Annotated in this window: 16 protein-coding genes and 1 riboswitch; of the genes, 7 read left to right on the plus strand and 9 right to left on the minus strand. The window is 39.5% G+C overall.

All coding sequences use genetic code 11. The features are described from left to right. The 8 genes from recC to rppH all read right to left on the minus strand — a co-directional run bounded on the left by recC (position 1) and on the right by rppH (position 10,212). A complete protein-coding gene (gene recC, locus PH4a_RS03795; protein ID WP_129037864.1) occupies positions 1-3,378 on the minus strand; it encodes an exodeoxyribonuclease V subunit gamma in 3,378 nt (1,125 codons plus the stop codon). A 344-nt stretch (positions 3,379-3,722) separates the two neighbouring features. Next, entirely contained in the window at positions 3,723-4,184 is a 462-nt protein-coding gene (locus PH4a_RS03805; RefSeq protein ID WP_129037866.1) for a DUF2509 family protein, read from the minus strand. Then, complete coding sequence (locus PH4a_RS03810) at positions 4,181-4,834, minus strand: prepilin peptidase-dependent protein (RefSeq protein WP_129037868.1); 654 nt, start codon at positions 4,832-4,834, stop codon at positions 4,181-4,183. The genes PH4a_RS03805 and PH4a_RS03810 overlap by 4 nt, the downstream gene beginning before the upstream one ends. Further along, positions 4,828-5,340: a prepilin-type N-terminal cleavage/methylation domain-containing protein gene (locus tag PH4a_RS03815; RefSeq protein ID WP_129037870.1), complete on the minus strand. Its 513-nt coding sequence runs from the start codon at positions 5,338-5,340 to the stop codon at positions 4,828-4,830. Before PH4a_RS03815 ends, PH4a_RS03810 begins: the two co-directional genes overlap by 7 nt. Positions 5,341-5,554: 214 nt before the next feature. Then, positions 5,555-6,406 carry a thymidylate synthase gene (locus PH4a_RS03820; RefSeq protein ID WP_129037872.1) on the minus strand — a complete coding sequence of 284 codons (852 nt, stop codon included), beginning with the start codon at positions 6,404-6,406 and terminating at the stop codon, positions 5,555-5,557. A 50-nt stretch (positions 6,407-6,456) separates the two neighbouring features. Continuing rightward, positions 6,457-7,344: a prolipoprotein diacylglyceryl transferase gene (gene lgt / locus PH4a_RS03825; RefSeq protein WP_129037874.1), complete on the minus strand. Its 888-nt coding sequence runs from the start codon at positions 7,342-7,344 to the stop codon at positions 6,457-6,459. Between the two features lie 82 nt (positions 7,345-7,426). After that, a complete protein-coding gene (gene ptsP, locus PH4a_RS03830; protein ID WP_129037876.1) occupies positions 7,427-9,673 on the minus strand; it encodes a phosphoenolpyruvate--protein phosphotransferase in 2,247 nt (748 codons plus the stop codon). 8 nt (positions 9,674-9,681) lie between these two features. Continuing rightward, positions 9,682-10,212 carry an RNA pyrophosphohydrolase gene (gene rppH, locus PH4a_RS03835; RefSeq protein WP_064721006.1) on the minus strand — a complete coding sequence of 177 codons (531 nt, stop codon included), beginning with the start codon at positions 10,210-10,212 and terminating at the stop codon, positions 9,682-9,684. A gap of 112 nt (positions 10,213-10,324) precedes the next feature. Then, positions 10,325-10,418: riboswitch (TPP riboswitch) on the plus strand. Between the two features lie 114 nt (positions 10,419-10,532). Between rppH and thiB the strand changes: the two genes are divergently transcribed. The 6 genes from thiB (at position 10,533) to rluA (ending at position 20,027) form a co-directional block, all read left to right on the plus strand. Next, positions 10,533-11,498 carry a thiamine ABC transporter substrate binding subunit gene (gene thiB / locus PH4a_RS03840; RefSeq protein ID WP_208730486.1) on the plus strand — a complete coding sequence of 322 codons (966 nt, stop codon included), beginning with the start codon at positions 10,533-10,535 and terminating at the stop codon, positions 11,496-11,498. Next, positions 11,498-13,078 carry a thiamine/thiamine pyrophosphate ABC transporter permease ThiP gene (gene thiP / locus PH4a_RS03845; protein ID WP_129037880.1) on the plus strand — a complete coding sequence of 527 codons (1,581 nt, stop codon included), beginning with the start codon at positions 11,498-11,500 and terminating at the stop codon, positions 13,076-13,078. The genes thiB and thiP overlap by 1 nt, the downstream gene beginning before the upstream one ends. Then, positions 13,071-13,772 carry a thiamine ABC transporter ATP-binding protein ThiQ gene (gene thiQ, locus PH4a_RS03850; protein ID WP_129037882.1) on the plus strand — a complete coding sequence of 234 codons (702 nt, stop codon included), beginning with the start codon at positions 13,071-13,073 and terminating at the stop codon, positions 13,770-13,772. Before thiP ends, thiQ begins: the two co-directional genes overlap by 8 nt. Positions 13,773-13,872: 100 nt before the next feature. Continuing rightward, positions 13,873-16,227: a DNA polymerase II gene (locus PH4a_RS03855; RefSeq protein ID WP_129037884.1), complete on the plus strand. Its 2,355-nt coding sequence runs from the start codon at positions 13,873-13,875 to the stop codon at positions 16,225-16,227. Between the two features lie 189 nt (positions 16,228-16,416). Beyond that, on the plus strand, positions 16,417-19,320 hold the full coding sequence (gene rapA, locus PH4a_RS03860; protein WP_129037886.1) for an RNA polymerase-associated protein RapA: 2,904 nt from the start codon (positions 16,417-16,419) through the stop codon (positions 19,318-19,320). A 53-nt stretch (positions 19,321-19,373) separates the two neighbouring features. Beyond that, positions 19,374-20,027: a bifunctional tRNA pseudouridine(32) synthase/23S rRNA pseudouridine(746) synthase RluA gene (gene rluA, locus PH4a_RS03865; protein ID WP_129037888.1), complete on the plus strand. Its 654-nt coding sequence runs from the start codon at positions 19,374-19,376 to the stop codon at positions 20,025-20,027. A 245-nt stretch (positions 20,028-20,272) separates the two neighbouring features. Here rluA and djlA read toward each other — a convergent pair whose 3' ends face one another. Beyond that, complete coding sequence (gene djlA / locus PH4a_RS03870; protein ID WP_129037890.1) at positions 20,273-21,073, minus strand: co-chaperone DjlA; 801 nt, start codon at positions 21,071-21,073, stop codon at positions 20,273-20,275. Between the two features lie 430 nt (positions 21,074-21,503). Here djlA and lptD point away from each other — a divergent pair, with 430 nt between their 5' ends. Further along, entirely contained in the window at positions 21,504-23,879 is a 2,376-nt protein-coding gene (gene lptD / locus PH4a_RS03875) for an LPS assembly protein LptD (protein WP_129037892.1), read from the plus strand. Positions 23,880-23,902: the final 23 nt, after the last annotated feature.

Raw genomic sequence — 23,902 nt, forward strand, 5'->3', positions numbered from 1 at the left:
TTATTTTTTTAAAAATGGAATTATTGGTTTAAATATGGTCAATGCGGTCTGTTTTACTGCATGTAAAAAAGATTCATCTATTTGATGAAATACTCGCTGAATATAAATATCACTCATTTCACCATCTCGATTATAACTATCAGTGAGATACTGAATCAGGACTAATTCTGCTTTTTCAAGCGTTTCTTCATCATCAAACAAGAATTGATCTGTTTTTTTATCATAACAAGCTTGTAGCCATGCCCAACCACTCTTAGAAAACAATGCTAATGGTGTATTTAATCCAGCCTGATAGGTACAAATTAAGTTATCTAGCGTTTCAGAGGCAAAAGTCGGATCTACAGGTAATAAATACCACTGTGTGTCCATTCTTCCATAATAGCGACTTTCACCAGTTCCTTGGTTTAAACAATAAACAAGATGTTCAATCCAAAGTTGTAATAAATCATTTGCCGTTAAGCTTGCAGGTCGCCAGCGAAGCAAGCCATCAGATTGTATTTCATTTAAACGACCTAACAGCGGTATCGTACTGAAGCAGTGCTCTATTGTGACAGAATGTGTTTCTGAACGTTCACTTCTCACTTTTTCAGCTAAAGGAAGCAACTCTTGTATTTGCTGCTCCCAATAAATTTGACCAAATGCATTAGCAGGCAATTGCCCAGCGGCTTTGATACGTTCAAAGAGCACATTCGTTGATGTCTCTTCAATTAATGCCTTTAATAACCATTGATTAAGCCAATAACGTTGCAATGAATTAATAACAAAAGGTTCTTCTTCGGGTAGTTCAGTTTCTTCAATCACAAAGTTAGTTTTCAAGCTTTGCTGAAAGAATGCTCGAATAGGATGGCGATAAAAACGAGTTAACTCATCAAGTGATACTTTTTCTATTGTTTTATTTAATGTCGTGGCAAATGTCTGATGAGCTTCACCTTGCCCACTTGCAGCAGGAAGCCATTCTGCGGCATAAGAGCGAAGTAAAGCATTAGCTTGGAAATTTTCTTGAGCAAAAGGTACACGACTATGTTGTGTTAGCAAATGTGCATTCACTCGAGTTGCACTTTCATCCACATTTAATGCGCCATCTTGCTCTAAGCGAAAATTTTGTCCTATGTAATCTTGTAACTCTTTAATTAGAACCGAAGGATTACATTCTCTATCATCTCGAATCGACTTTCCTATATAACTAATATACAAATATTTTTCGGCTGAACTTAATGCTTCAAGGAATAGATATCGATCATCATCACGACGTTTTCTATCACCGCGGCGACGCTTTTCAGCCATTAAATCAAAACCTAGTGGCTGAATATTACGAGGATAAACGCCATCATTCATACCTAGCAGACAAACCGCTTTAAAAGGTATCGAACGCATTGGCATTAATGTACAAAAATTAAGACTACCCGCTAAGAAACGCTGACTGATTTTTTCATCATCAAAGCGAACGGTAAGTTCATCGCGAATAAGTACCAGTGGAATTTCGCTTTGATATTGTGCATCCAATCCATTGTTAATCACCTTTTGCCATTGTTGAGTGATTAACGCTAAAACCAATTCAGTTTCATCATCAGATTCAAAGAAGGCGTCAACTAATTGCTGACCAATATCTAACCATGATCCGAGTGAACGAGTTTCACTTAAACGTGTGCGCCATTCACTTAATGTATAGAGAAAATCAGCTAAGTGCCCTGCAAGTTCTGCGGCTAACCCACTGGATTCATCATAAGGAAGTACACCTTTCCACGGACCATTTTCGCTTTCCATAGCATAACCTAATAACATTCTTATTAAGCCAAAATGCCATGTGTTCTGCCCTGTTGTGGGGAGTAAAAATGAAGCAACATTTTCATCATCTAACCCCCAACGGATCCCTGAATCTTCAACCCACCGACGCAGTAGTTTTAATTCGTTTTCAAAAATCGAAAAATGCCCTGCTAAAGCTGGAACTTCAAGTAAAGCAAGCACTTGTTCAGCCGTAAAACGGCTTTGAGGAAGTTCGAGCAACGAAATAAAAGCTTGTAAAACCGGATGTGCTTGTCGTGCTTTTCGGTCTGAAATAGCAAAAGGGATATAACGCTCAAAAGGAGCATTACCAAAAACAGCCTGAATATAAGGGGTATAACTATCGATATCTGCCACCATGACAATGATATCTCTCGGTAATAATTCAGGATCTTGTTCTAATAAATGAAGCAATTGATCTTGTAATACCTCAACTTCACGTTGTGGACTATGGCTGGCATGAAAAGTCAGAGAATGATCATCATTAGAAATGATGCGTTTATTTTCACTGCTTTTATAGGTCTCAAAGGTTTTACCTAACTGGGAATGATCTTCTAAATCTAAGATATCTGCTTGTAACTGATGTAATAAGCTATCACGAGGAAGCTCAACAAAAGCATCCAGCACATTACTATACTCAAGTTCAGATAAGAAATAGATATTATCTTTACCAAGTTTGCCCCATGAAGCTAAGAGTGGATTACCCACAATTTGCTCACCTTCTTCATTGAAAAGTGAGGAAGCATTTTCCTCATCTTTAAACCAAGGTAATTCATTAAGCTGCTTATAATGTCGTGGTTTTCTACTATTTAGTCGTGCTAAAAATTTAGGATCTTGAATATCACCCCAATAATAACGACAAGGGTTAGTAAACAGTAAATAGATTTCAGTATGTCGACCAATTGCTTGTAATGCTTGTAAATAGACCTGAGGTAGTGCTGATATTCCACAAATAAAGATACGAGGCGGAAAACAGTGTTGAAGTGTTCCTTCTGGTGCATTATTTAGCGTTGAAATAAATTGCTGATAAAGGTTGGAGCGGTGCCACAGGGGTTGGTCTAATGTTTGAGTGTATTGTTGCAGTGCCAACCACAATGTTTTCTGCCAGTGCTGATTTTCACTTAGCCCTTCAATTAGTTCATCATTTTCCCATGCTGCCAACCAATCTGAACGATAAACTAAATATTGGTCAAATAAGTCAGCAACTCTTCCAGCTAATTGGTGAAGTTTACGTTTGTCTTCATCATCTTCAAGATACTGTAGCAGAGGCTTAAACTCTTCTTTATCAAGAAAATCGGGCAACAAAGTCATTAACTTCCATGTCATCGCATCTTTGGAAAACGCGCTTTCTTTCGGTATTCCGTCTAAAACACGAGTAAACATATTCCAAATAAAAGTTGCAGGTAATGGATAGTGAATATTGGCTGCAATGCCTAAGCTTTCTGCTAACTGAATTTGTAACCACTGAGACATACCGGGGCTTTGAACCAAAATAACTTCTTGCTCAAACGGTGATGATAAAGGTCTTGTCTGCATAAAATGCACCATCAGTGATTTTAATAGTGACAACTGATTTGAATGATAAATATGAAACATCAGACCCTCATTTTATTAATAGCATGACCAGCGATATAAACTTATTGTAGGGAATTGCTCATCAGTTAAATACCCTGTTATCTTTTGGCAACCTACTGAGTATGAAAATGATTGTGTCATTATTTGTTGATTATAGACAGTGGTGAATGGCGGTTTATGAGAGCCCTGCTCAAATAAGGAAAAAATTGCTTGCCCTGTCTGTTGAATTTTTATTAGCTTATGAAAATCAATTTGTAATGACTGACTATAGCCTATAATAGTGATAAAACTGATATTAAAAAAAAGCAGTGAAAACATCATACTAAGTAAAATTGTTCCATGTTCACTCTTACGGTGATAAATAATTATGGTGCGCACTCCTCAAGTTTTAATGGACAATAATCAATCCAGCCATTTCTATAAGGTGTTATAATTGAGCCCATGCTCTTTGAAATATTTAGCCACTGATAATGATATATTTTATATCCATTTTTACTTTCTGATTGTCCCTGAAGTAAAGCCAAGTTTTGATTTATCAAAAGAAAACAGCTCATTATATTCGCTTTATCACCAAATACTTGACACTGCCACTTTTTTAACGATGTCACTGAAATATCCCAATTCAACGTAATCCCCCATAACAATGCAGATTCAGCGAGTAAAAAGGTTTGTCTTGCCTGTAATTCTTGCATCACCATTTGCTGTGCTTGTCGGTAATGATAACTAAAACTAAAAAGTACCGATAAACTCATCACTACAAAACTCACTACAGCGAGTAAACTGATAAAGCCGGCCTGTTTTTTCTCGTTATATAAAGCATCAATCATAAATAAAATACATTGCGTAAAAAAATGATCGACTGGTAATTAGATTTCACTTCTGGTACCTCAGTTAATTCAAATTTTAATGATAACGATAAATAAAAAAGTATTTCTCCCGTAATTGAATGTGGGCGCGAATAGGGTTTCAATAAAAATTCAGTAACTTTAATTTCATTACTTTCAAAAAAATTCTGCCAACCCATTGAAGTACAATCGTTTACACCTCTGCGTTGTTCTAATTGCCCATTTTTTAGGCGATAGCCAAAGTAATCACTCTCTTTCGATGATGGATTATCCCATTGCCCATTGTTATTTAGGTCGTAAATGAAAATAATACATGAGCCGTTAGGCTGATTAGGGTAAGCGCTTATTTTTAATGCTGATTTTTGTAGAAAGGTCTTTTTTTCTTTATCAATATTATTATCACAACCCCCTTTACAATACCCCGTACGCCTTAATTCTGTTTCTAATACAATCAATTTTTCTCTTAAATAAATATCTAATCGATATTGATGATAAGAGTGAGTCAATGTATTGACTAGCTGAGGATAAACTCGACTGATGCAAACAAATAGGATCCCGCTAATAGCCATGGCGAATAGACATTCCATCAACATCACACCAGATGAAAATAAAAATACAGCAGGTTTTAACATGATGAAAAGGCCTTAATTTGCTTACTGCATGCCCTTATTCGGCCTAATGAAGAAATAATAATTTTCACTTCAGCACCAATACGGTTATCAGCAATAATAAAACTCATCGGTTTTAAGGTTTGACGTAATCCACTAAAGGTAAATTGCGTTGCTGTTGCCTGTATTAGTTGAATATCCGAATTAAACTGAAAACGTTTTTGATTTTGAAAAGAGGATAAAGACAATAGAGTACTTGCTGTAATGTCGTTAATTGGTGATAACGACAATACTATTTGTATTTTATGATTGAATAAAATTGCCTGTTGGCGCTGAGAAGAGAGAAATGCAATAGTTTCTCTTACACTATGAATTAACTGCTGTTTTTTAGTGTTTTGTTGGTAAGCCGATAATGAAAAGTGGCTCAGTATGGCAATAATGGTCATGACGATTAAAACTTCGAGCAGACTGACGCCTAATTCATTATTTACCTGATATTGCTGATATGGGTTATTGTGTTCATATTCCATCTGTTTTTTCCTTTTATTCCCTGTGATGACAATGCCTACAAATATCAAAATGGTAAATAAAGAAAAACAACATTTCAGAGCCACCACGCAATAACTAATCTTTCAGAGTAAACACAGAATAAGTGTGTTTTATTTGTTTATATTTATACTTCTCAAGACATAAAAAAAGCCCCTGTTTATTACTAAGCAGAGGCTTTACATTCAATAGATAAGATTAAACAGTAAACGGATATTTTATTGCTTCATGACATTGATAGCCTTCAACCGTAAAATCAGCGGTAGTTACCCATGTTTCAATATCTTCCAGTGTTTTAATTTCAGGATTGATATGTAGCATTGGTGAAGGAAATGGCTCGCGTTTTAACTGTACATCTCGCATCAATGGCAGTTGATCTTCATAAATATGCGCATTGACAATTTTATGAAATGCTTTGCCTGGTTTGTGCCCCGTGATTTGAGCCACCAGCGCTAATAATACAAAGCATTGAATCTGATTGAAATTCAGACCTAGTGGAACATCACAGCTGCGTTGATAAGAAGTCAAATAGAGTTTATCGCCAACTAATGAAAACGTGTGTGTATGCATACAAGGACGTAAACAACCCAATTCCATTTCACCGGGGTTAAAAAATGTAATAATTTCACCGCGATCATCAATACCTTTTGCAAGGTTATCGACAACTTTACGTAACTGATCTAGGTGAGTACCATCAGGGCGTTGCCATTGACGACCTTGAACACCATACACACGCCCCATATCATCCTCACCTTTACGATGAGGATTATTTAGCCATGCGCTGTTTTCATTTGCATTAGCATTCCACGTATTACAACCAATCTCACGAAATTGAGCCGCGTTATCGTAACCACGCAAATAACCTAATAATTCAGCGATAGCGGCTTTATAAAAGCTTTTTCGCGTGGTGATTAATGGAAATTGATTGTTAGCAACATCGTATTCCAGATCAGCATTAATGACCGTTAAACAACGGGTTCCTGTCCGTTTATTATCAATCCATTCACCTTCATCGATAATGCGTTGACACAATGCTAGATACTGCTTCATGTTGACTCTCTTTTGTTGTTAACTAAGTAGTAAAATTTATATTAATTTAATTAGTGCGATGGCGTTGAATTTTGAGGTGTTTTTTTATCGCGGCGATAAGCCCAAACCATAAAGAAAATACCTAAAATAATCATTGGGATAGATAATAACTGCCCCATGCTCACACCACTAAACAGCCCCAATTGTGCATCTGGTTGACGGAAGAATTCGACAATAATACGAAACGCGCCATAACCAATCAGGAATAAACCAGAAACACTGCCCATAGGACGATTTTTGCGCACAAAAATATTTAGAATAATAAACAGCACCACACCTTCTAATAGCATTTCATAAAGCTGAGAAGGATGTCGTGGTAACACGCCATATTGCTGAATAATTGGTAGTAATGTTGCTGGATCTTGAGCAACCAATTGTAAATCTTCAGAACGTGAGCTTGGGAATAAAATAGCCCAAGGAGTATCTAAAGTAACGCGTCCCCAAAGTTCACCGTTAATAAAGTTACCAATACGACCTAAACCTAAACCAAATGGAATTAATGGAGCAACAAAGTCAGCAACTTGGAAAAAATGACGTTTAGTTCGACGAGCAAACCAAATCATGGCGCAAATAACCCCAATTAGGCCACCATGAAAAGACATTCCGCCATCCCAAACTTTAAATAAATAGAGGGGATCATTTAAGAAGACAGGCAGATTATAGAATAAAACATATCCTAAGCGGCCACCGATAAACACACCAACAAAGCCAACATAAAGCAATGTTTCTACTTCATTTTTGTTCCAACCACTGTTTGGTTTTGCTGCTCTACGATTTGCAAGCCATAACGCAAATACAAATCCAACCAAATACATCATACCGTACCAATGTAAAGACACTGGCCCGATAGAGAACATAACAGGGTCGATTTCTGGAAATTTAAGGTAGCTTATGCTCATTTATTCCCTACTTCATTTAATCAGTGATATTTCTGCCTGTGAATAATAGCACAGCACAGAAAAAGGCTTATACGAAGGTCAATTAAATACCTCCGCGAATTAATCCACCTAATCCTTGCCTTTCCATAAATTCAGAAGACAACGCTTTGATCTCTGTTGCTGTTTGCGCTTGCAATATGCGTAGCATAAAAGGTTGCAACACGACGGGATCAAGATGGCGCAATAAGTATTTTACCCTAGGTAAACTACGTCCACTCATGCTTAACTGCCTAAAACCTAGCCCTATTAACAGCAATGCACCTATTGGCGTACCTGCCATTTCACCGCAAACACTGACAGGAACTTGGTAACGCTGGCATTCCATTACAATTAAATTAAGAGAACGTAATAGCGCAGGATGCAAATTATCATAGAGTGATGCCACATGGGTATTATTACGATCTACTGCTAGCAAATATTGCGTCAAATCGTTAGTACCAATAGAAATAAAGTCTACGCGATGTACCAATTGCGGCAACATAAAAACTAAAGAAGGTACCTCTAGCATTATTCCTAATGCTGGCGGAGTACATTCACACTTCATTTCTCGGCTAACTTCATCACATGCGCGCAGTAACAATATTTTAGCTTCATCAATTTCATCAATACTTGTCACCATCGGCAACAATATTTTCAAATTTTTAAATTCGAGGTTTGCTTTTAACATTGCACGTAACTGAATAAGAAAAATTTCAGGCTGATCGAGCAAGATCCGGATCCCTCGCCAGCCTAAACAAGGATTTTCTTCATTAATTGGCATATAAGGCAACTGTTTATCAGCGCCAATATCAAGTGCACGCAGTACAACGGGTTTATCAGGAAAAAAGGAGAGAATTTCACGATAGCGGTTTTTTTGTTCATCTTCTGATGGAAAACCGCTTTGTAGCATAAAAGGAATTTCAGTGCGATATAAACCCACGCCATCAATACCAACGCTGATGCGTTGTTCGTATTTAATGCTTAATCCGGCATTAAGTTGAACGCTGACTGATTCACCATTTTTTAATACCGCTTGTTGTTCTAATTGATCTTCGGCTATTTGACTTAAAACACGTTCTTCATCAATAATTTGACGATATTCCTGCATGATAAAGGGTTCGGGTTCAATAAAAACCTCACCTCGATACCCATCAAGAATAAGCATTCGATTGTGCAAGAGTTCGAGCTGAATATCCGCCCCCATGATGGCGGGAATTCCCATTGCTCTAACTAAAATTGCAGAGTGCGAATGGGTTGCACCATCACGAACAATCACGCCGGCTAATTGCTGCTCTGGCAATTCAGCTAATAAGCTTGCACTGAGTTCGTCAGCAACAAGAATAAAGCGATCTGGCCACGTATTGGTAAAGCTTAACTCATCATCTAAATGAAAGAGTAATCGTTGCCCTAATGCTTTTAAATCAGACGCTCGCTCACGCATATAACCATCTTTAAGGCTAGAAAATTGCGCGGAGAACTTTTCAATTACCACTTTAACCGCCCATTCAGCGACATAGCCTTGGGTAATCACTGTGGTCATTTTCTGTTTTAATTGCGGATCATTAAGAAGATGAGAGTAAAGATCGAAAATTGCCGCACTCTCTTTTTGTGCACTTGCCATAAAGCGTTTACTAAAGCGGCGGCACTCTGCTGTTGCATCTTCTAATGCAATAGTAAGACGATTTTGCTCCGCTTTAATGTCTAACGCACTCGCCTTATAGACCTGCTCAAGAATAGGCTGAGAAACCTCTTGCCAACCATAAGCCATTATTACGCCTGTAGAAACAGATAGCGCCTTAATGCGGCTTTGACGATATTGCCCAAAAAGTCCTTTGGTTTGAGCTTGGGCCAAAATGGCGCCCAGTTGAGTGGCTAGCGTCACCATAAAAGACTCTTCACTTTCATTAAATAAGCGACGTTCTTTTTGTTGAACAACTAACACACCAAGAAGCTGACGGCGATAAACGATTGGCACACCGAGGAAAGCTCTTAAACTCTCTTCGTTGACTTGGGGAAGGTATTTGAAATTAGGATGTTCACGAATATCAGCAAGGTTAATAAGCTCTGAAAGGCGGCCTACTTCGCCAACAACGCCTTCATCAAAGGAAAGGCTAACAGCACGCCCTTTCGGTTTTTTTAATCCTTTTGTCGCCATTAAATAAAAACAACGACGCTGAATATCCGCAAGATAAATAGAACACACATCCGTGTGCATAGCTTGACACGTTTCCTTAACTAATAGTTCAAGCGCTTCCGGCAACCCAGCGGCCATCGCAACTTTTTCTACAATTTCCCGTAAGCGTGTCAGCATAGTGTTATCTAATATCTTTTACGGCGATATCCATAAGATTGACGTAATGCAGACACTTGTTCTTGTAACGGCATAACAATTGGGGCGAACTCTTTCATTACCCGTCGATAAACATCTCGTTTAAAAGAGACGACTTGACGAACCGGATACCAATAGCTCACCCAACGCCAACCATCAAACTCAGGCGTTTTGCTTTGCTGAACATTAATGTCCTTGTCATTACTCGTTAACTGCAAAAGGAACCAACGCTGTTTTTGACCTATACAAACAGGTTTTGTATCCCAACGCACCAAACGCTTAGGCAATTTGTAACGTAACCAGTTACGTGTGGAGGCAAGAATTTTGACATCCTTACGACTTAACCCAACTTCCTCGAACAACTCGCGATACATTGCCTGCTCTGGCGATTCACCAGGGTTAATTCCACCTTGGGGAAATTGCCATGAATGTTGCCCATAGCGACGGGCCCAAAGAACTTGCCCTTGCCGATTACAAATTACAATCCCAACATTCGGGCGGTAGCCATCATCATCGATCACCAGACTACCTCAATAACAAAATTTGAAAGATAACTTATTGTTTCATACTACTCACAGACGGTAAACCTCTATCAACAGACTTTGCACAGCGCCCCGTTTTATCTACAATGGGAAAGTCTCAACGGGGTGCCCTCTTTTTGGCTGAGAAAAACCCGTGGAACCTGATCCAGCTAATACTGGCGTAGGGATTTGAGTCAGGATGCAGCAATATCTTCTTAATTTGCCTTCCTTACTCCTCAGATCCTACCTGACTTTTCACTGAGGAACGTAACGTGCTAACAAAATCTATTCGTCATACGCTTGTTATTGGCGTATTAGGCATGATGGCTGCATTTTCAGTCAATGCCGCCCCGAAAAAACCTACGCTAACTATTTATACCTATGATTCCTTTACTGCTGATTGGGGTCCAGGTCCTGCGATAAAAAAAGCCTTTGAACAACAATGTGATTGTGAATTAAAGCTTGTTGCTCTGTCTGATGGTGTTTCTCTTCTTAATCGCTTACGAATGGAAGGTAATAAAAGCAAAGCAGATATTATCTTAGGATTAGATAACAACCTTATTCATGCCGCGAAAGAAACCGGACTTTTCGCACCAAGTAACATCGACACATCAAAACTTGCGTTGCCAGAAAAATGGACAGATGACACTTTTGTGCCTTACGACTACGGTTACTTTGCCTTTATTTATGATAAAAATCGCATTACTACCCCACCCAAAAGCATGGCTGAACTGCTAAATAGCAAAGAAAAATGGAAGATTTTGTATCAAGATCCGCGCACTAGCACACCAGGTTTAGGTTTAATGCTTTGGATGCAATCACTTTATCCAGAAAATACCGCAGCTGAATGGAAAAAGCTGGCGGACAAAACACTGACGGTGACCAAAGGCTGGAGCGAATCTTATGGCTTGTTCTTAAAAGGTGAAGGCGATTTTGTGCTGAGTTATACCTCATCTCCGGGTTATCACATCCTCGCGGATAAAAAAGATAACTATGCAGCCGCTATTTTCTCTGACGGCCACTATCTACAAGTTGAAGTTGCGGCAAAATTAAAATCAAGTCAACAACCTGAGTTAGCACAACAATTTATGCAATTTATGCTAACGCCCGCATTCCAAGAAACGATTCCTACAACCAATTGGATGTATCCTGTTATCGATATGCCGCTGCCTGATGTCTACTCTGTGATGCCAAAACCTGAAAAATCGCTGCAATTTGATGCTGATATAGTGGCCAAAGAGCGCCAACAATGGACTCGTGATTGGCAATCTGCGGTTAGCCGCTAATGAGAAGTTGGCTTATCCCGGGGCTATTAGCCTCGGGTTTACTTCTTGTTGTTGCATTACTTTCATTTGGTGCATTGTGGTTTAATGCGCCAAGTGGTGAATTCAGCTCTATTTTTGCTGATGATTATTTATGGCATGTCGTTCGCTTTACCTTTTGGCAGGCTTTTTTATCGGCATTATTTTCTATTTTGCCCGCAATTTGGCTTGCTAAAGCGCTTTTTCGACGTCAATTTTTTGGTAAAACGCTCTTTTTACGTTTATGTGCCATGAGCCTTGTACTACCTGTATTAGTCGCTCTATTCGGTATTTTAACGGTTTATGGCAGAACGGGGTGGATTGCTCATATTTGTGCATGGCTTGGTATTGATTACCAATTCACACCTTATGGCTTACAAGGAATATTATTAGCTCATATCTTTTTTAATATGCCATTAGCCACAAGAATGTTGTTACAAGCGCTAGAGAGCATCTCTCCAGAACAACGCCAGTTAGCATCACAATTAGGAATGAATGGCTGGCAGCGTTTTCGTTTTCTTGAATGGCCTTACTTGTGGCGTCAAATACTTCCCACTGCGGCGCTGATTTTTATGCTCTGTTTTGCCAGCTTTGCTACAGTACTCGCACTGGGAGGTGGACCCGCAGCAACAACGATTGAACTCGCCATTTATCAAGCATTAAGTTATGACTATGATTTACATCGCGCCGCACTATTAGCACTAATACAGCTATTTTGCTGTTTAGGCTTAGTGTTAATTAGCCAAAAGCTCAATGGTTCCTTATTTGTCGGGCATAGCCAGCAAATGCACTGGCGCGACCCTGATGATCCATTAATTGCCAAAATTAGTGATATTTTTATTATCACTATTGCCGTTTTGTTTTTAATACCGCCAATTTTAGCGGTAATAACAGATGGTATGAATAGTCAGTTTATTCGAGTAATACAGCAACCCGTGCTTTGGCAAGCATTTAAAACGTCATTGGTAATTGCAATAGGGGCTGGTGTTATCTGTGTTGTACTCACAATGATGCTGTTATGGAGTAGCCGCGAATTACGATTACGTCATTTCACTCGTGCAGGGCAAGCAATGGAAATGAGCGGATTAATTATTCTGGCGATGCCAGGAATTGTATTGGCAACAGGTTTTTTCCTCTTATTAAACAACACCATTGGTCTGCCTGAATCACCTTATATTTTGGTTATTTTAACCAACGCATTAATGGCTATTCCTTATGCATTAAAAGTACTAGAAAACCCAATGAATGATATTGCCTCTCGCTATAGTTTGTTATGTCAGTCATTAAATTTACGGGGTATCAATAGGCTACGTTGGATTGAATTACGCGCACTGAAAAAGCCTATTTCGCAAGCTCTTGCTTTTGCGTGTGTTATCTCTATTGGTGATTTTGGTATTGTGGCTTTATTTGGCAATGAAACATTTCGTACACTGCCATTTTATCTTTATCAACAAATTGGGGCATACCACACACAAGATGGTGCAATTACAGCAATGATCCTTTTACTACTGTGTTTTGCTCTTTTTAGTTTGCTAGAACGCTTACCAGGAAAATCTCATGATTAAGTTAGAGCAACTTTCTTACACCTATGAACATCAGCATCTTACATTTAATTTAAATGTTAATGCGGGTGAGCGTATCGCGATATTAGGCCCTAGTGGTGCAGGAAAAAGTACATTACTAAGTTTAATTGCAGGTTTTTTACCTTCAGAAAACGGCTCGCTTACTCTTAATGGTGAAAACCATACCAAAACAATACCAGCAAAACGGCCTATTTCCATGTTATTTCAGGATAATAACCTTTTTCCACATTTAACCGTAAGACAAAATATTGGCTTAGGATTAAATCCCGGATTAAAGCTAACTCCCCCCCAAAAAACATTATTAGAAAGCCGCGCCAAACAAGTTTCATTAAGCGAATATCTCGAGCGATTACCCGCTCAATTATCTGGCGGGCAACGCCAACGTGTCGCAATAGCGCGTTGCCTTGTGCGTGAACAACCCATTCTTTTACTTGATGAGCCATTTTCTGCACTCGATCCTGCATTGCGCATAGAAATGTTAGCGCTATTAGAACAACTGTGTGATGAAAAAAATCTCACGTTATTAATGGTTTCTCACAGCCTTGAAGATGCCGCTAAAATCGCGTCAAGAGCAATAGTGATTGATAATGGCACTATTGTTTACGATGGAAATACACAAGCCTTGATTAATGGTGAAGTAGATCAATCACTTATTTTAGGTATTCCTTTAAATTGAGCTCAGCCGAAATAACTGTATAAATAACCATAGATTTGACTATAATAAATACATATTTAATGATGTTTTTTATTCTTTTAGTGTATTTATTAGGAACTCAATGATTGGTCATACTGAGCAAGGTTTTATTCTCACACGCCATTGGAGCGATACACCAAAAGGTGTGGTCGTTTCCTATTGGTTAGCAACTGAGAATGGTGCTCGTAAAATTACAGTTCCAATACAATATGCTATCGGTTTTGTTTCTCAACAACACGAAACACAATTGCGTTCATTAGTGGGTAATAATCGCGATATTGAAATTCGTGCTCTTGATTTGAAAGATTTTAATCGTGATCCTGTTTTTGGTCTTTACTGCAAGCAATACCGCCAGCTAACGCAGCTAGAACAACAATTAAAAGAACACAATATTCGGCTTTATGAGGGTGATATTCGCCCACACGAACGTTATATGATGGAGCGTTTTATCACCGCGCCGGTTTGGTTTCGTTATCAAACAAATAATACTGTTAGTTTAAAACCAGCTCCCGATTATCGACCAACATTACGCGCTGTCTCTTTAGATATTGAAACCAGTGAATTTGGTGAGCTTTATTCTATTGGTCTTGCTGGTTGTGGCGATAATGTGGTGTTTATGCTGACAGAAAGTTTACCTGTAGTTCAAGAAAGTCAGCAGCCAGAAGGCTATCGCCTGCACTATGTCACCAGCCGTTTGCATTTAATTGAACGGCTTAACGAATGGATACAACATTACGATCCTGACGCTATTATTGGTTGGAATGTAATTCAATTCGATTTGCGTATTTTACACACCCATGCACAACGTTATGGCATACATCTACTATTAGGTCGCCAAAATAGTGCATTAGAGTGGCGAGAGCATGGTTTTAAAAAAGGACATTTTTTTGCTTCTGCACAAGGTCGTTTAATCATTGATGGCATTGAAGCACTAAAAATGGCGACATGGAATTTTCCCTCTTTTAGTCTTGAGTCTGTTGCTCAAACATTGTTAGGTGAAGGCAAAGCCATAGATACGCCTTATGCCAGAATGGACGAAATCAACCGACGCTTTAAAGAAGATAAACCCGCTCTAGCTTATTATAATTGGCAAGATTGTGTGCTGGTTAATCGTATTTTTGATAAAACAAAGCTCATGGACTTCCTGTTAGAAAGAGCCTGTGTAACGGGGCTTTCTGTTGATAGAAGCGGGGGTTCAGTGGCGGCATTTACTCACCTTTATTTACCTTCAATGCACCGCATTGGTTATGTGGCGCCCAATCAAGGTGAAAAGCCTGAAGAACATAGCCCCGGTGGTTTTGTTATGGATTCTACTCCGGGTTTATATGACTCAGTCGTAGTATTAGATTACAAAAGCCTTTATCCCTCTATTATCCGTACTTTTTTAATTGATCCAGTCGGAATGATTGAAGGCGCTTATCAACCAGAAGAAAAACTTGCTGTTCCCGGATTTCGTAATGCATGGTTTTCTCGCCAACAGCACTGTTTACCTGCAATTGTGTCGCATATTTGGCATGAGCGGGATAACGCAAAATCGCACCAAAATGCACCGCTTTCTCAAGCATTAAAAATTATCATGAATGCATTTTATGGTGTATTAGGTTCTGTTGGGTGTCGTTTTTTCGACCCTCGCCTTGCTTCGTCAATTACATTGCGTGGCCATGAAATTATGAAAACCACCCGAAAATTAATTGAAGCCAAGGGTTATCAAGTTATTTATGGTGACACTGATTCTACTTTTGTCTGGTTAAAAGAAACGCATACAGAACAGCAAGCAAAAGCGATTGGCCACCAATTGGCAAAAGAAGTGAGCCAATGGTGGAAAGATTATTTATTAGAAACTTATCAACTTGATAGTAAACTAGAACTTGAGTATGAAACCCATTATCGGCGTTTTTTGATGCCAACTATACGCAACATGGATACGGGCAGTAAAAAGCGATATGCCGGATTAAGCGGCGATAAGATGGTATTTAAAGGATTAGAGACCGTTAGGACCGACTGGACACCGCTTGCGCAGCAATTTCAGCAAGAGCTGTATATGCGAATATTTCATCAGCAGCCTTATCAACAATTTATTCGCGATTATGTCGCTGATACGCTAGCAGGAAAATACGATGATAGGCTTGTTTATCGTAAGCGCTTACGTCGCAAATTATCAGAATATCAGCACCACGTTCCCCCACACGTTAAAGCAGCACGTTTAGCAGATGCATATAATCAATCAAAAAATAGACCGCAACAATATCAGCAAGGTGGCTGGATTAGTTATATAATTACCCTCTTAGGGCCAGAACCGTTAGAGCATGTTACCTCAGCACCTGATTACGAACACTATATCAATAAGCAGTTAATGCCTATTGCAGATGCTATTCTCCCCTTTATACAAGATGATTTTTCTACCTTGTTAAACGGACAAATGACACTCTCATTTTAAGATGTGTCATTTTGCAGGTGACGGCTTGCCTTGCATCTATTAACATAACGCCCCTTTGGTGATAATTATCTTTTCTTTGCTTAAAGAATAGACATTTTTTATCTCCCAGATTTTAATGACAACACCGCAATACTGCATTCATTAATAATTAACTTCTAAATTATATATTTGAGAGCTGAGTTTATATATATGCCTTTTACTCTTGGTCAACGTTGGATTAGCGATACAGAAAGCGAACTTGGGCTCGGTACTGTTGTGGCAATTGATGCCCGTATGGTTACCCTACTTTTCCCTGCATGCGGAGAGAACCGTCTTTATTCTCGTCACGACGCCCCAATTACGCGGGTGATGTTTAATGCAGGAGATACCGTCACCAGTCACGAAGGCTGGAAGCTGATGATCGATAACGTTGAAGAGGATAACGGTCTACTCATCTATCAAGGTGTTCGTCTCGACACTGAAGAAACAACACAATTACGTGAAGTGTTCCTCGATAATAAATTGACCTTTAATAAGCCTCAAGACCGCTTATTTGCTGGGCAAATTGATCGAATGGATCGCTTTGCACTACGCTATCGCGCTCGTAAGTTTATGAGCGAGCAATTTAAACAAGCACAAAGTGGTTTGCGCGGTATTCGTGCCAGCCTTATTCCTCATCAACTTTATATTGCCAACGAAGTGGGTAAACGACATAACCCACGTGTGTTATTGGCAGATGAAGTAGGTTTAGGTAAAACCATTGAAGCGGGTATGATAATCCACCAGCAGTTAATGGACGGTCGTGCTGAACGCGTACTCATTATCGTACCAGAGAGCTTACAGCATCAATGGTTAGTTGAAATGTTACGTCGTTTCAACCTGCGTTTTTCACTGTTTGATGATAGCCGCTATAGCGAATCGCTGCTTGATAGCGATAACCCATTTGAAACTGAGCAGATGATTATTTGCTCGTTAGATTTTGTGCGCAAAAACAAACAACGTTTTGAGCATCTTGTTGAAGCAACATGGGATATGTTGGTGGTTGATGAAGCGCATCACCTTGTGTGGAGCGAAGAGGCACCAAGCCGTGAATATCAAGTAATTGAAGAGTTAGCAGACTCAATTCCATCAGTACTGCTACTCACCGCAACACCGGAGCAATTAGGACAAGAAAGCCACTTTGCACGCTTACGTTTACTTGATCCTAACCGCTTCCACGACTACAACGAGTTTATTAGTGAGCAACAAAAATATCGCCCTGTTGCTGACGCGGTGACTATTTTACTGTCTGAAGACGATTTAAGTGTTGAGCAACAAAATATCATTAGTGAAATGATCAGCGAACAAGATATTGAGCCGCTGCTTAAAGCGGCAAATACCAAAGGTGATGATCGTACTCAATCACGCCAAGAGCTTATTCATATGCTAATGGATAGACACGGTACTGGCCGTTTGCTATTCCGTAATACTCGTTCTGGCGTTAAAGGTTTCCCTAATCGTTTACTTCATGCGATAAAAATGCCGTTGCCGACACAGTATCAAACAGCCATTAAAGTTGCTGAAATTATGGCTGCGAAAAAAAGCATTGAAGTTCGAGCAAAAGAGATGCTTTATCCAGAGCGTATTTACCAAGAATTTGAAGGTGAAAATGCAACTTGGTGGAACTTCGACCCACGAGTTGAGTGGTTGCTAGGCTTTTTAACTGCAAATCGCCATGAAAAAGTACTGGTTATTTGTGCTCAAGCTGCAACAGCGCTGCAATTAGAACAAGTACTACGTGAGCGTGAGGCTATTCGTGCCGCAGTGTTCCACGAAGGTATGTCATTACTTGAACGTGACCGCGCCGCGGCATATTTCGCATCTGAAGAAGAAGGTGCTCAAGTCCTATTATGTTCTGAAATTGGTTCTGAAGGTCGCAACTTCCAGTTTGCAAATCAACTGGTGATGTTTGATCTTCCTTTTAATCCTGATTTATTAGAACAACGTATTGGTCGTCTAGATCGTATTGGTCAAAACCGTGATATCGATATCAGCATTCCTTACCTTGAAGGTACTGCGCAATCTATTTTACTTCGCTGGTATCACGAAGGCTTAGATGCTTTTGAACATACTTGCCCAACAGGCCGCACAATTTATGATAACGAATACAATGCGTTAGTTAATTATCTTGCTCAACCTAATGAACTTGCTGATTTTGATGAGTTTATTGCGTCTTGCCGTAAACAGCACGATGACATGAAGCTCAAATTAGAACAAGGCCGTGACCGTCTATTAGAAATGCACTCTAATGGTGGTGAGAAAGGTGTTGAATTAGCAGGTAAAATTGCAGCGCAAGATAACGATCCTGAACTGGTTAACTTTGCACTTAATCTCTTTGATATTGTTGGCATCAATCAAGAAGATCGCAGTGATAGTCTGATCATATTAACGCCATCTGATCATATGTTAGTCCCTGATTTTCCTGGATTACCACAAGATGGCTGCACAATTACCTTTGATAGAGAGCAAGCGCTATCGCGTGAAGATACTCAATTTATTAGTTGGGAACATCCGATTATTCGCAATGGCTTAGACTTAGTGCTCTCTGGCGATACAGGAAGTTGTGCCGTTTCTTTGCTGAAAAACAAAGCGCTACCAGTAGGAACATTATTAATTGAGCTAATTTATGTTGTAGAAGCTCAAGCGCCTAAGCATTTGCATTTGAGCCGCTTCTTACCGGCAACGCCAGTTCGCTTATTGCTCGATTTAAAAGGCAATAACCTTGCTTCTCAGGTTGAGTTTGAAAGCTTTAACCGCCAATTAAATGCGGTTAATCGTCATACATCAAGTAAATTGGTTAATGCTGTACAAAGTGAAGTTCACCATGTACTGAAATCCTCTGAACCACTAATGGAAACAGAAGCAACAGCGCTAATTAGCAAAGCAAAAGCACAAGCAGACCGTGTATTAACACATGAACTTTCTCGTTTAGCAGCATTGCGTGCTGTTAATCCCAATATTCGTGATGATGAAGTTGAAGCCATTGAAAATGAGCGCACGCATATTCTAAATCACTTAGATGAAGCAACATGGCGCTTAGATGCTATTCGCCTTATTGTTGTTACCCACCAGTAAGTATACTGACAACGGGGAGTCTACACTCCCCGTTATTTTGTGAGATATCCACCATGATGGAAGTTTATAACCCACCAACAGACCCTTGGTTACATGTTCTTTATCAAGATGAACATATTATTGCTGTTAATAAACCAAGTGGATTACTTTCTGTACCGGGTAAAGCAGCAGAACATCACGACAGCATTATGTCTCGTATTAAAGCGGAATTTCCTGATGCTGAATCAGTGCATCGCCTTGATATGGCTACAAGTGGTGTGATGGTTGTGGCATTAAATAAAGCTGCAGAGCGAGAACTGAAACGCCAGTTTCGTGAGCGTGAACCTAAAAAAACCTATATAGCTCGCGTATGGGGTCGGCTTGAAAAAGAAGAAGGATTGGTGGATTTACCATTGATTTGTGATTGGCCAAATAGACCAAAACAAAAGGTATGTTATGAAACTGGGAAAGCCGCACAAACGTTCTATGAAGTGCTGGAATATGAAGAGAATGCAACTCGCGTAAAGTTATCACCCATTACGGGACGCTCTCATCAATTGCGAGTACATATGCTGGCGTTGGGTCATCCTATTTTAGGAGATCGTTTTTATGCTCACCAGCAGGCAAGAGTCATGGCACCTCGCCTGCAGTTACACGCTCAAGAATTATTCATTACGCATCCAGCATTCCATACGCCGATACATTTTGAATGCCTTGCAGATTTTTAGTTTCTGTTACGAAACTAAAACGGTCACCGAACTTAGTGAAGCAAGGAGCAAGCAAAGCGCTAATCCCATAACCCCAACAAGAACACGGACGTTTGACATTGATTCAGTTCCTTTTTTAAGAGAAGAGTGAATGAAATAATTAAATTTCATTTATATTTTACCGTGATAAATAATAAACTCAACTTAGTCTAAGTTATCTCTATCACGGAATAATTCTCTCTTTTCTCATCTTCATTTACAAGATATTAACGAAATCCTTTTTCTTTTTTAATCAAATCGTAAGCTACTTGTATAGATTGTGCTTTTTGTTTTGCAATTTCCATCATTTCAGGTGGCAAACCTTTTGCAACTAACTTGTCAGGATGATGTTCACCCATCAGTTTTCTATAAGCTCTTTTTATCGTTTTAACATCATCACTCTCTTTAACACCGAGGACTTTACAAGCGTCAGATAGCGTTGGGCCTTGAGATGATTGTTGATAAGCGTTGCCATTTTGATAATGGAAATTTTGGCCAGCCTGCATCATTGCTAATATATGTTCAAAATGTGCGCGCGAAAAACCAAGCTCATCAATAATGATAAACAGCATTTTTCTCTCGTTCGGATGAAGTTCTCCATCTGCAAATGCCGCTTGTAACTGAATTTCCAGAAACATCTGAAGTAAGTCACTACGACCGACACAACTTTGTCTCACTCGTTGCAATGTTGCACGTAACGGAAAATCAGATGCTTTACCTTCTCTAAAGGCTTGTTGCGCGGCTTGACGAGCTGCACCATGCAAATTCATTCTATCCATTAGACGACTAGCAAGTGTGATATCTGTTTGTGTAACGCGCCCTTTTGATTTTGTAAGATGTCCAAGCACTTGAAATGTCGCAGCAAAGAAAAATGCTTGTCTATCACGAGTAAAACGCCCGCCATTGCCTAATTTACTTCTTTGCACATCGTAAAGATGACCAAGAAAAACACCAATGACAATTCCCCAAAAGCCCACACCAGCAAAGCTACCGATGATAAGGCCTAATAATTTTCCCCAATAGCGCATACACTCCTCAAATCGTCAATGCCCTGCTCGCAAATTTGCATTATCATACTATTCATTTGCTTTCACACCTAACACCAAGCCGACATCAAATAGAAATTTTCTTAAAATAAGCGAAATCCCCCTTTCTCTTTATACAGAGATAATGCTGTTTTCGTTTAAATTGTGTTAAAGTAAAATGAGTGACCAAACGAATAACCTTAGCGTTGTTATACAGCATTAAATACCGCACAAGCGCGGTGTTTTTTTGTTTCTAATAAAGCTATTAACCTATTTCAACACAGAAACATCGAAAAAATGAGGTTAACGCCATTTTTTCGGTTACCGTTAGAACAATGTTCAGGACGTCGGGCTGATGTCGCGTAACTCCCTGCGTTAGTTTCTGGCTGTTTAGCAGTAAGAAGCCACTGATGACGGAAGCACATAAATACTTATGAAAAAAAGTTATCCCACACTGCTGGCCACCTTGGTTTGGGCCACAATATATGGTCAGCCTGCTTATGCTGATCTTGCCTCTCAATGCCTGCTGGGAGTTCCGGTTTATAACAAACCTCTCGTAGAAGGTGATCCTAATAAGTTACCAGTCACTATCAAAGCTAATGATATGCAAGGGGAATACCCGCGTATGGTTAGATATAAAGGTGATGTAGGTATTACACAAGGCAACCAAACACTCAGTGCAGATAGTGTTGAATTAACACAAACTGAGGGTGAAGTACCATTAAGAATGGTAACGGCAACGGGTAATGTGTCTTACGATGATCCACAAATCATCTTAAAAGGCCCTCGTGCTTGGTCTAATTTAAACAATAAAGACACCGATATTGAAGAAGGTGATTACCAAATGGTTGGCCGTCAAGGCCGTGGTTACGCAGATAAAATGCAAATGCGTGGAGAAAACCGCTATACCATTATGGATAAAGGAATGTTCACCTCTTGTTTACCTGGTGATGATAGCTGGAGTGTTTTAGGTTCAGAAGTCATCTTAGACCGAGAAGAACAAGTTGCTGAAATCTGGAATGCACGTTTTCGTGTCGCAAATGTGCCAATTTTTTACAGCCCATATCTTCAACTTCCTATTGGTGATAAACGTCGCTCTGGTTTTCTTATTCCAAACGGAAGTTATTCTCGTAGTTCTGGTTTTGAATTTTTACTGCCTTATTACTGGAATATTGCCCCTAATTACGATGCAACCATTACCACCAACTATATCAGTCGCCGAGGCTTAAAATTAGATAATGAATTCCGTTATTTAACCACGCCAGGAAGCGGTACTATTGCCGTTGACTGGATAAATCACGACACACAGTATAATAAAGACAAAAACGAAGCGAATGCAGGCTATCTACCTCGTGATTCTGCAAGTCGTTGGTTATTTTACTGGGGTCATAATGGCGTAATGAATAACGTCTGGCGTTTTAATATCGATTACACCAAGGTAAGTGATAATAAATACTTTACCGATTTTACCTCGCAGTACGGTAATACTACTGACGGTTACGCAACACAAAAATTCAGTACGGGTTATGCACAGCAAAATTGGAATGCCACACTCACCACGAAACAATTCCAGATTTTCTCTGAAAATAGAAATGCCAAGGCATATCGTGCAGAGCCACAACTTGATCTCAATTATTACAAAAACGATATTGGTCCATTTGATTTTCGTACCTACGCTCAATTTGTCCGCTTTACTAGCGTAGGCGACAATACTCCTGAGGCAAATCGTTTCCATATCGAACCTACCGTTTCATTACCACTCTCAAATGGTTGGGCAAGCTTTAATAACGAATTAAAGCTAATGGCCACTCATTATGACCAAGATATTCCTGATGCTTACAAAGAAAAATACGGTGATGAATTAAAAGATAATGTTAACCGTGTACTGCCCCAATTTAAATCTGATGCGAAAGTGGTTTTTGAGCGCCAGTATACTCAAGGCGATATCACACAAACTTTAGAACCTCGCGTTCAATATCTTTATGTTCCTTATAAAGATCAAACCAATATCAATAACTTTGACTCGTCACTACTGCAATCAAACTACAATGGTTTATTTCGCGACAGAATGTATGGCGGCTTAGACAGAATTGCCTCTGCAAACCAATTAACTGCTGGGGTAACTTCGCGTTTTTATGATAGCGAACTGGTTGAACGTTTTAACGTTTCTGTGGGTCAAATCTACTTCTTTGAACGTCCAAGAACAGGCCCTTCATCAAAAATTAATGAAATTATTAATAGTAAAGATGAATCAGGCTCTATGGTTTGGGCGGGTGATGCTTACTGGCGTATCTCTGATGAGTGGGGTATGCGAGGTGGATTACAATATGACCGCCGCTTAGGTAGTGTGTCTATGGGTGATGCGATTATGGAATATCGTAAAGATAGCGACCACCTTCTACAGTTAAACTATCGTTATGTAGACCGTGATTATATTCAAGCAACTCGTATTCGTACCCTTGAAGATTCACAGAACAATTGGTTAAAAGATTACCAAAAAGGCATTTCTCAAATCGGTGTGGTAGGAAGTTGGCCATTAGCTGAACGCTGGGGACTTGTAGGCTCCTATTACTTTGATACCAAAGAATCAGAGCCAGTTAGCCAAATGGTTGGTATACAATATAATACCTGTTGTTGGGCCGTAAACGTCGGTTATGAACGCAAAATTGTTGGCTGGAAAGTAGACCACAGCGATATCGATAATAAATGGTCTGTCAATGTGGAACTCAGAGGCCTAAGTAACAATCATAGTTTGGGTAGCCAGAAAATGCTTGAACGCGGTATCTTACCTTATCAAAGAGCATTCTGATGTTATCAGACTACGAAATTGGC

This window comes from Proteus hauseri (assembly GCF_004116975.1).
In the GTDB taxonomy this organism is placed as follows: Bacteria; Pseudomonadota; Gammaproteobacteria; order Enterobacterales; family Enterobacteriaceae; genus Proteus; species Proteus hauseri.

Coding starts and splice junctions, on each gene's coding strand:
- PH4a_RS03815 (WP_129037870.1), bottom strand. CDS start 5,340: ATGGAATATGAACACAATAACCCATATCAGCAATATCAGGTAAATAAT.
- recC (WP_129037864.1), bottom strand. CDS start 3,378: ATGTTTCATATTTATCATTCAAATCAGTTGTCACTATTAAAATCACTG.
- ptsP (WP_129037876.1), bottom strand. CDS start 9,673: ATGCTGACACGCTTACGGGAAATTGTAGAAAAAGTTGCGATGGCCGCT.
- thiB (WP_208730486.1), top strand. CDS start 10,533: ATGATGGCTGCATTTTCAGTCAATGCCGCCCCGAAAAAACCTACGCTA.
- djlA (WP_129037890.1), bottom strand. CDS start 21,073: ATGCGCTATTGGGGAAAATTATTAGGCCTTATCATCGGTAGCTTTGCT.
- rapA (WP_129037886.1), top strand. CDS start 16,417: ATGCCTTTTACTCTTGGTCAACGTTGGATTAGCGATACAGAAAGCGAA.
- PH4a_RS03820 (WP_129037872.1), bottom strand. CDS start 6,406: ATGAAGCAGTATCTAGCATTGTGTCAACGCATTATCGATGAAGGTGAA.
- thiP (WP_129037880.1), top strand. CDS start 11,498: ATGAGAAGTTGGCTTATCCCGGGGCTATTAGCCTCGGGTTTACTTCTT.
- PH4a_RS03810 (WP_129037868.1), bottom strand. CDS start 4,834: ATGTTAAAACCTGCTGTATTTTTATTTTCATCTGGTGTGATGTTGATG.
- PH4a_RS03805 (WP_129037866.1), bottom strand. CDS start 4,184: ATGATTGATGCTTTATATAACGAGAAAAAACAGGCCGGCTTTATCAGT.
- lgt (WP_129037874.1), bottom strand. CDS start 7,344: ATGAGCATAAGCTACCTTAAATTTCCAGAAATCGACCCTGTTATGTTC.
- rluA (WP_129037888.1), top strand. CDS start 19,374: ATGATGGAAGTTTATAACCCACCAACAGACCCTTGGTTACATGTTCTT.
- PH4a_RS03855 (WP_129037884.1), top strand. CDS start 13,873: ATGATTGGTCATACTGAGCAAGGTTTTATTCTCACACGCCATTGGAGC.
- thiQ (WP_129037882.1), top strand. CDS start 13,071: ATGATTAAGTTAGAGCAACTTTCTTACACCTATGAACATCAGCATCTT.
- lptD (WP_129037892.1), top strand. CDS start 21,504: ATGAAAAAAAGTTATCCCACACTGCTGGCCACCTTGGTTTGGGCCACA.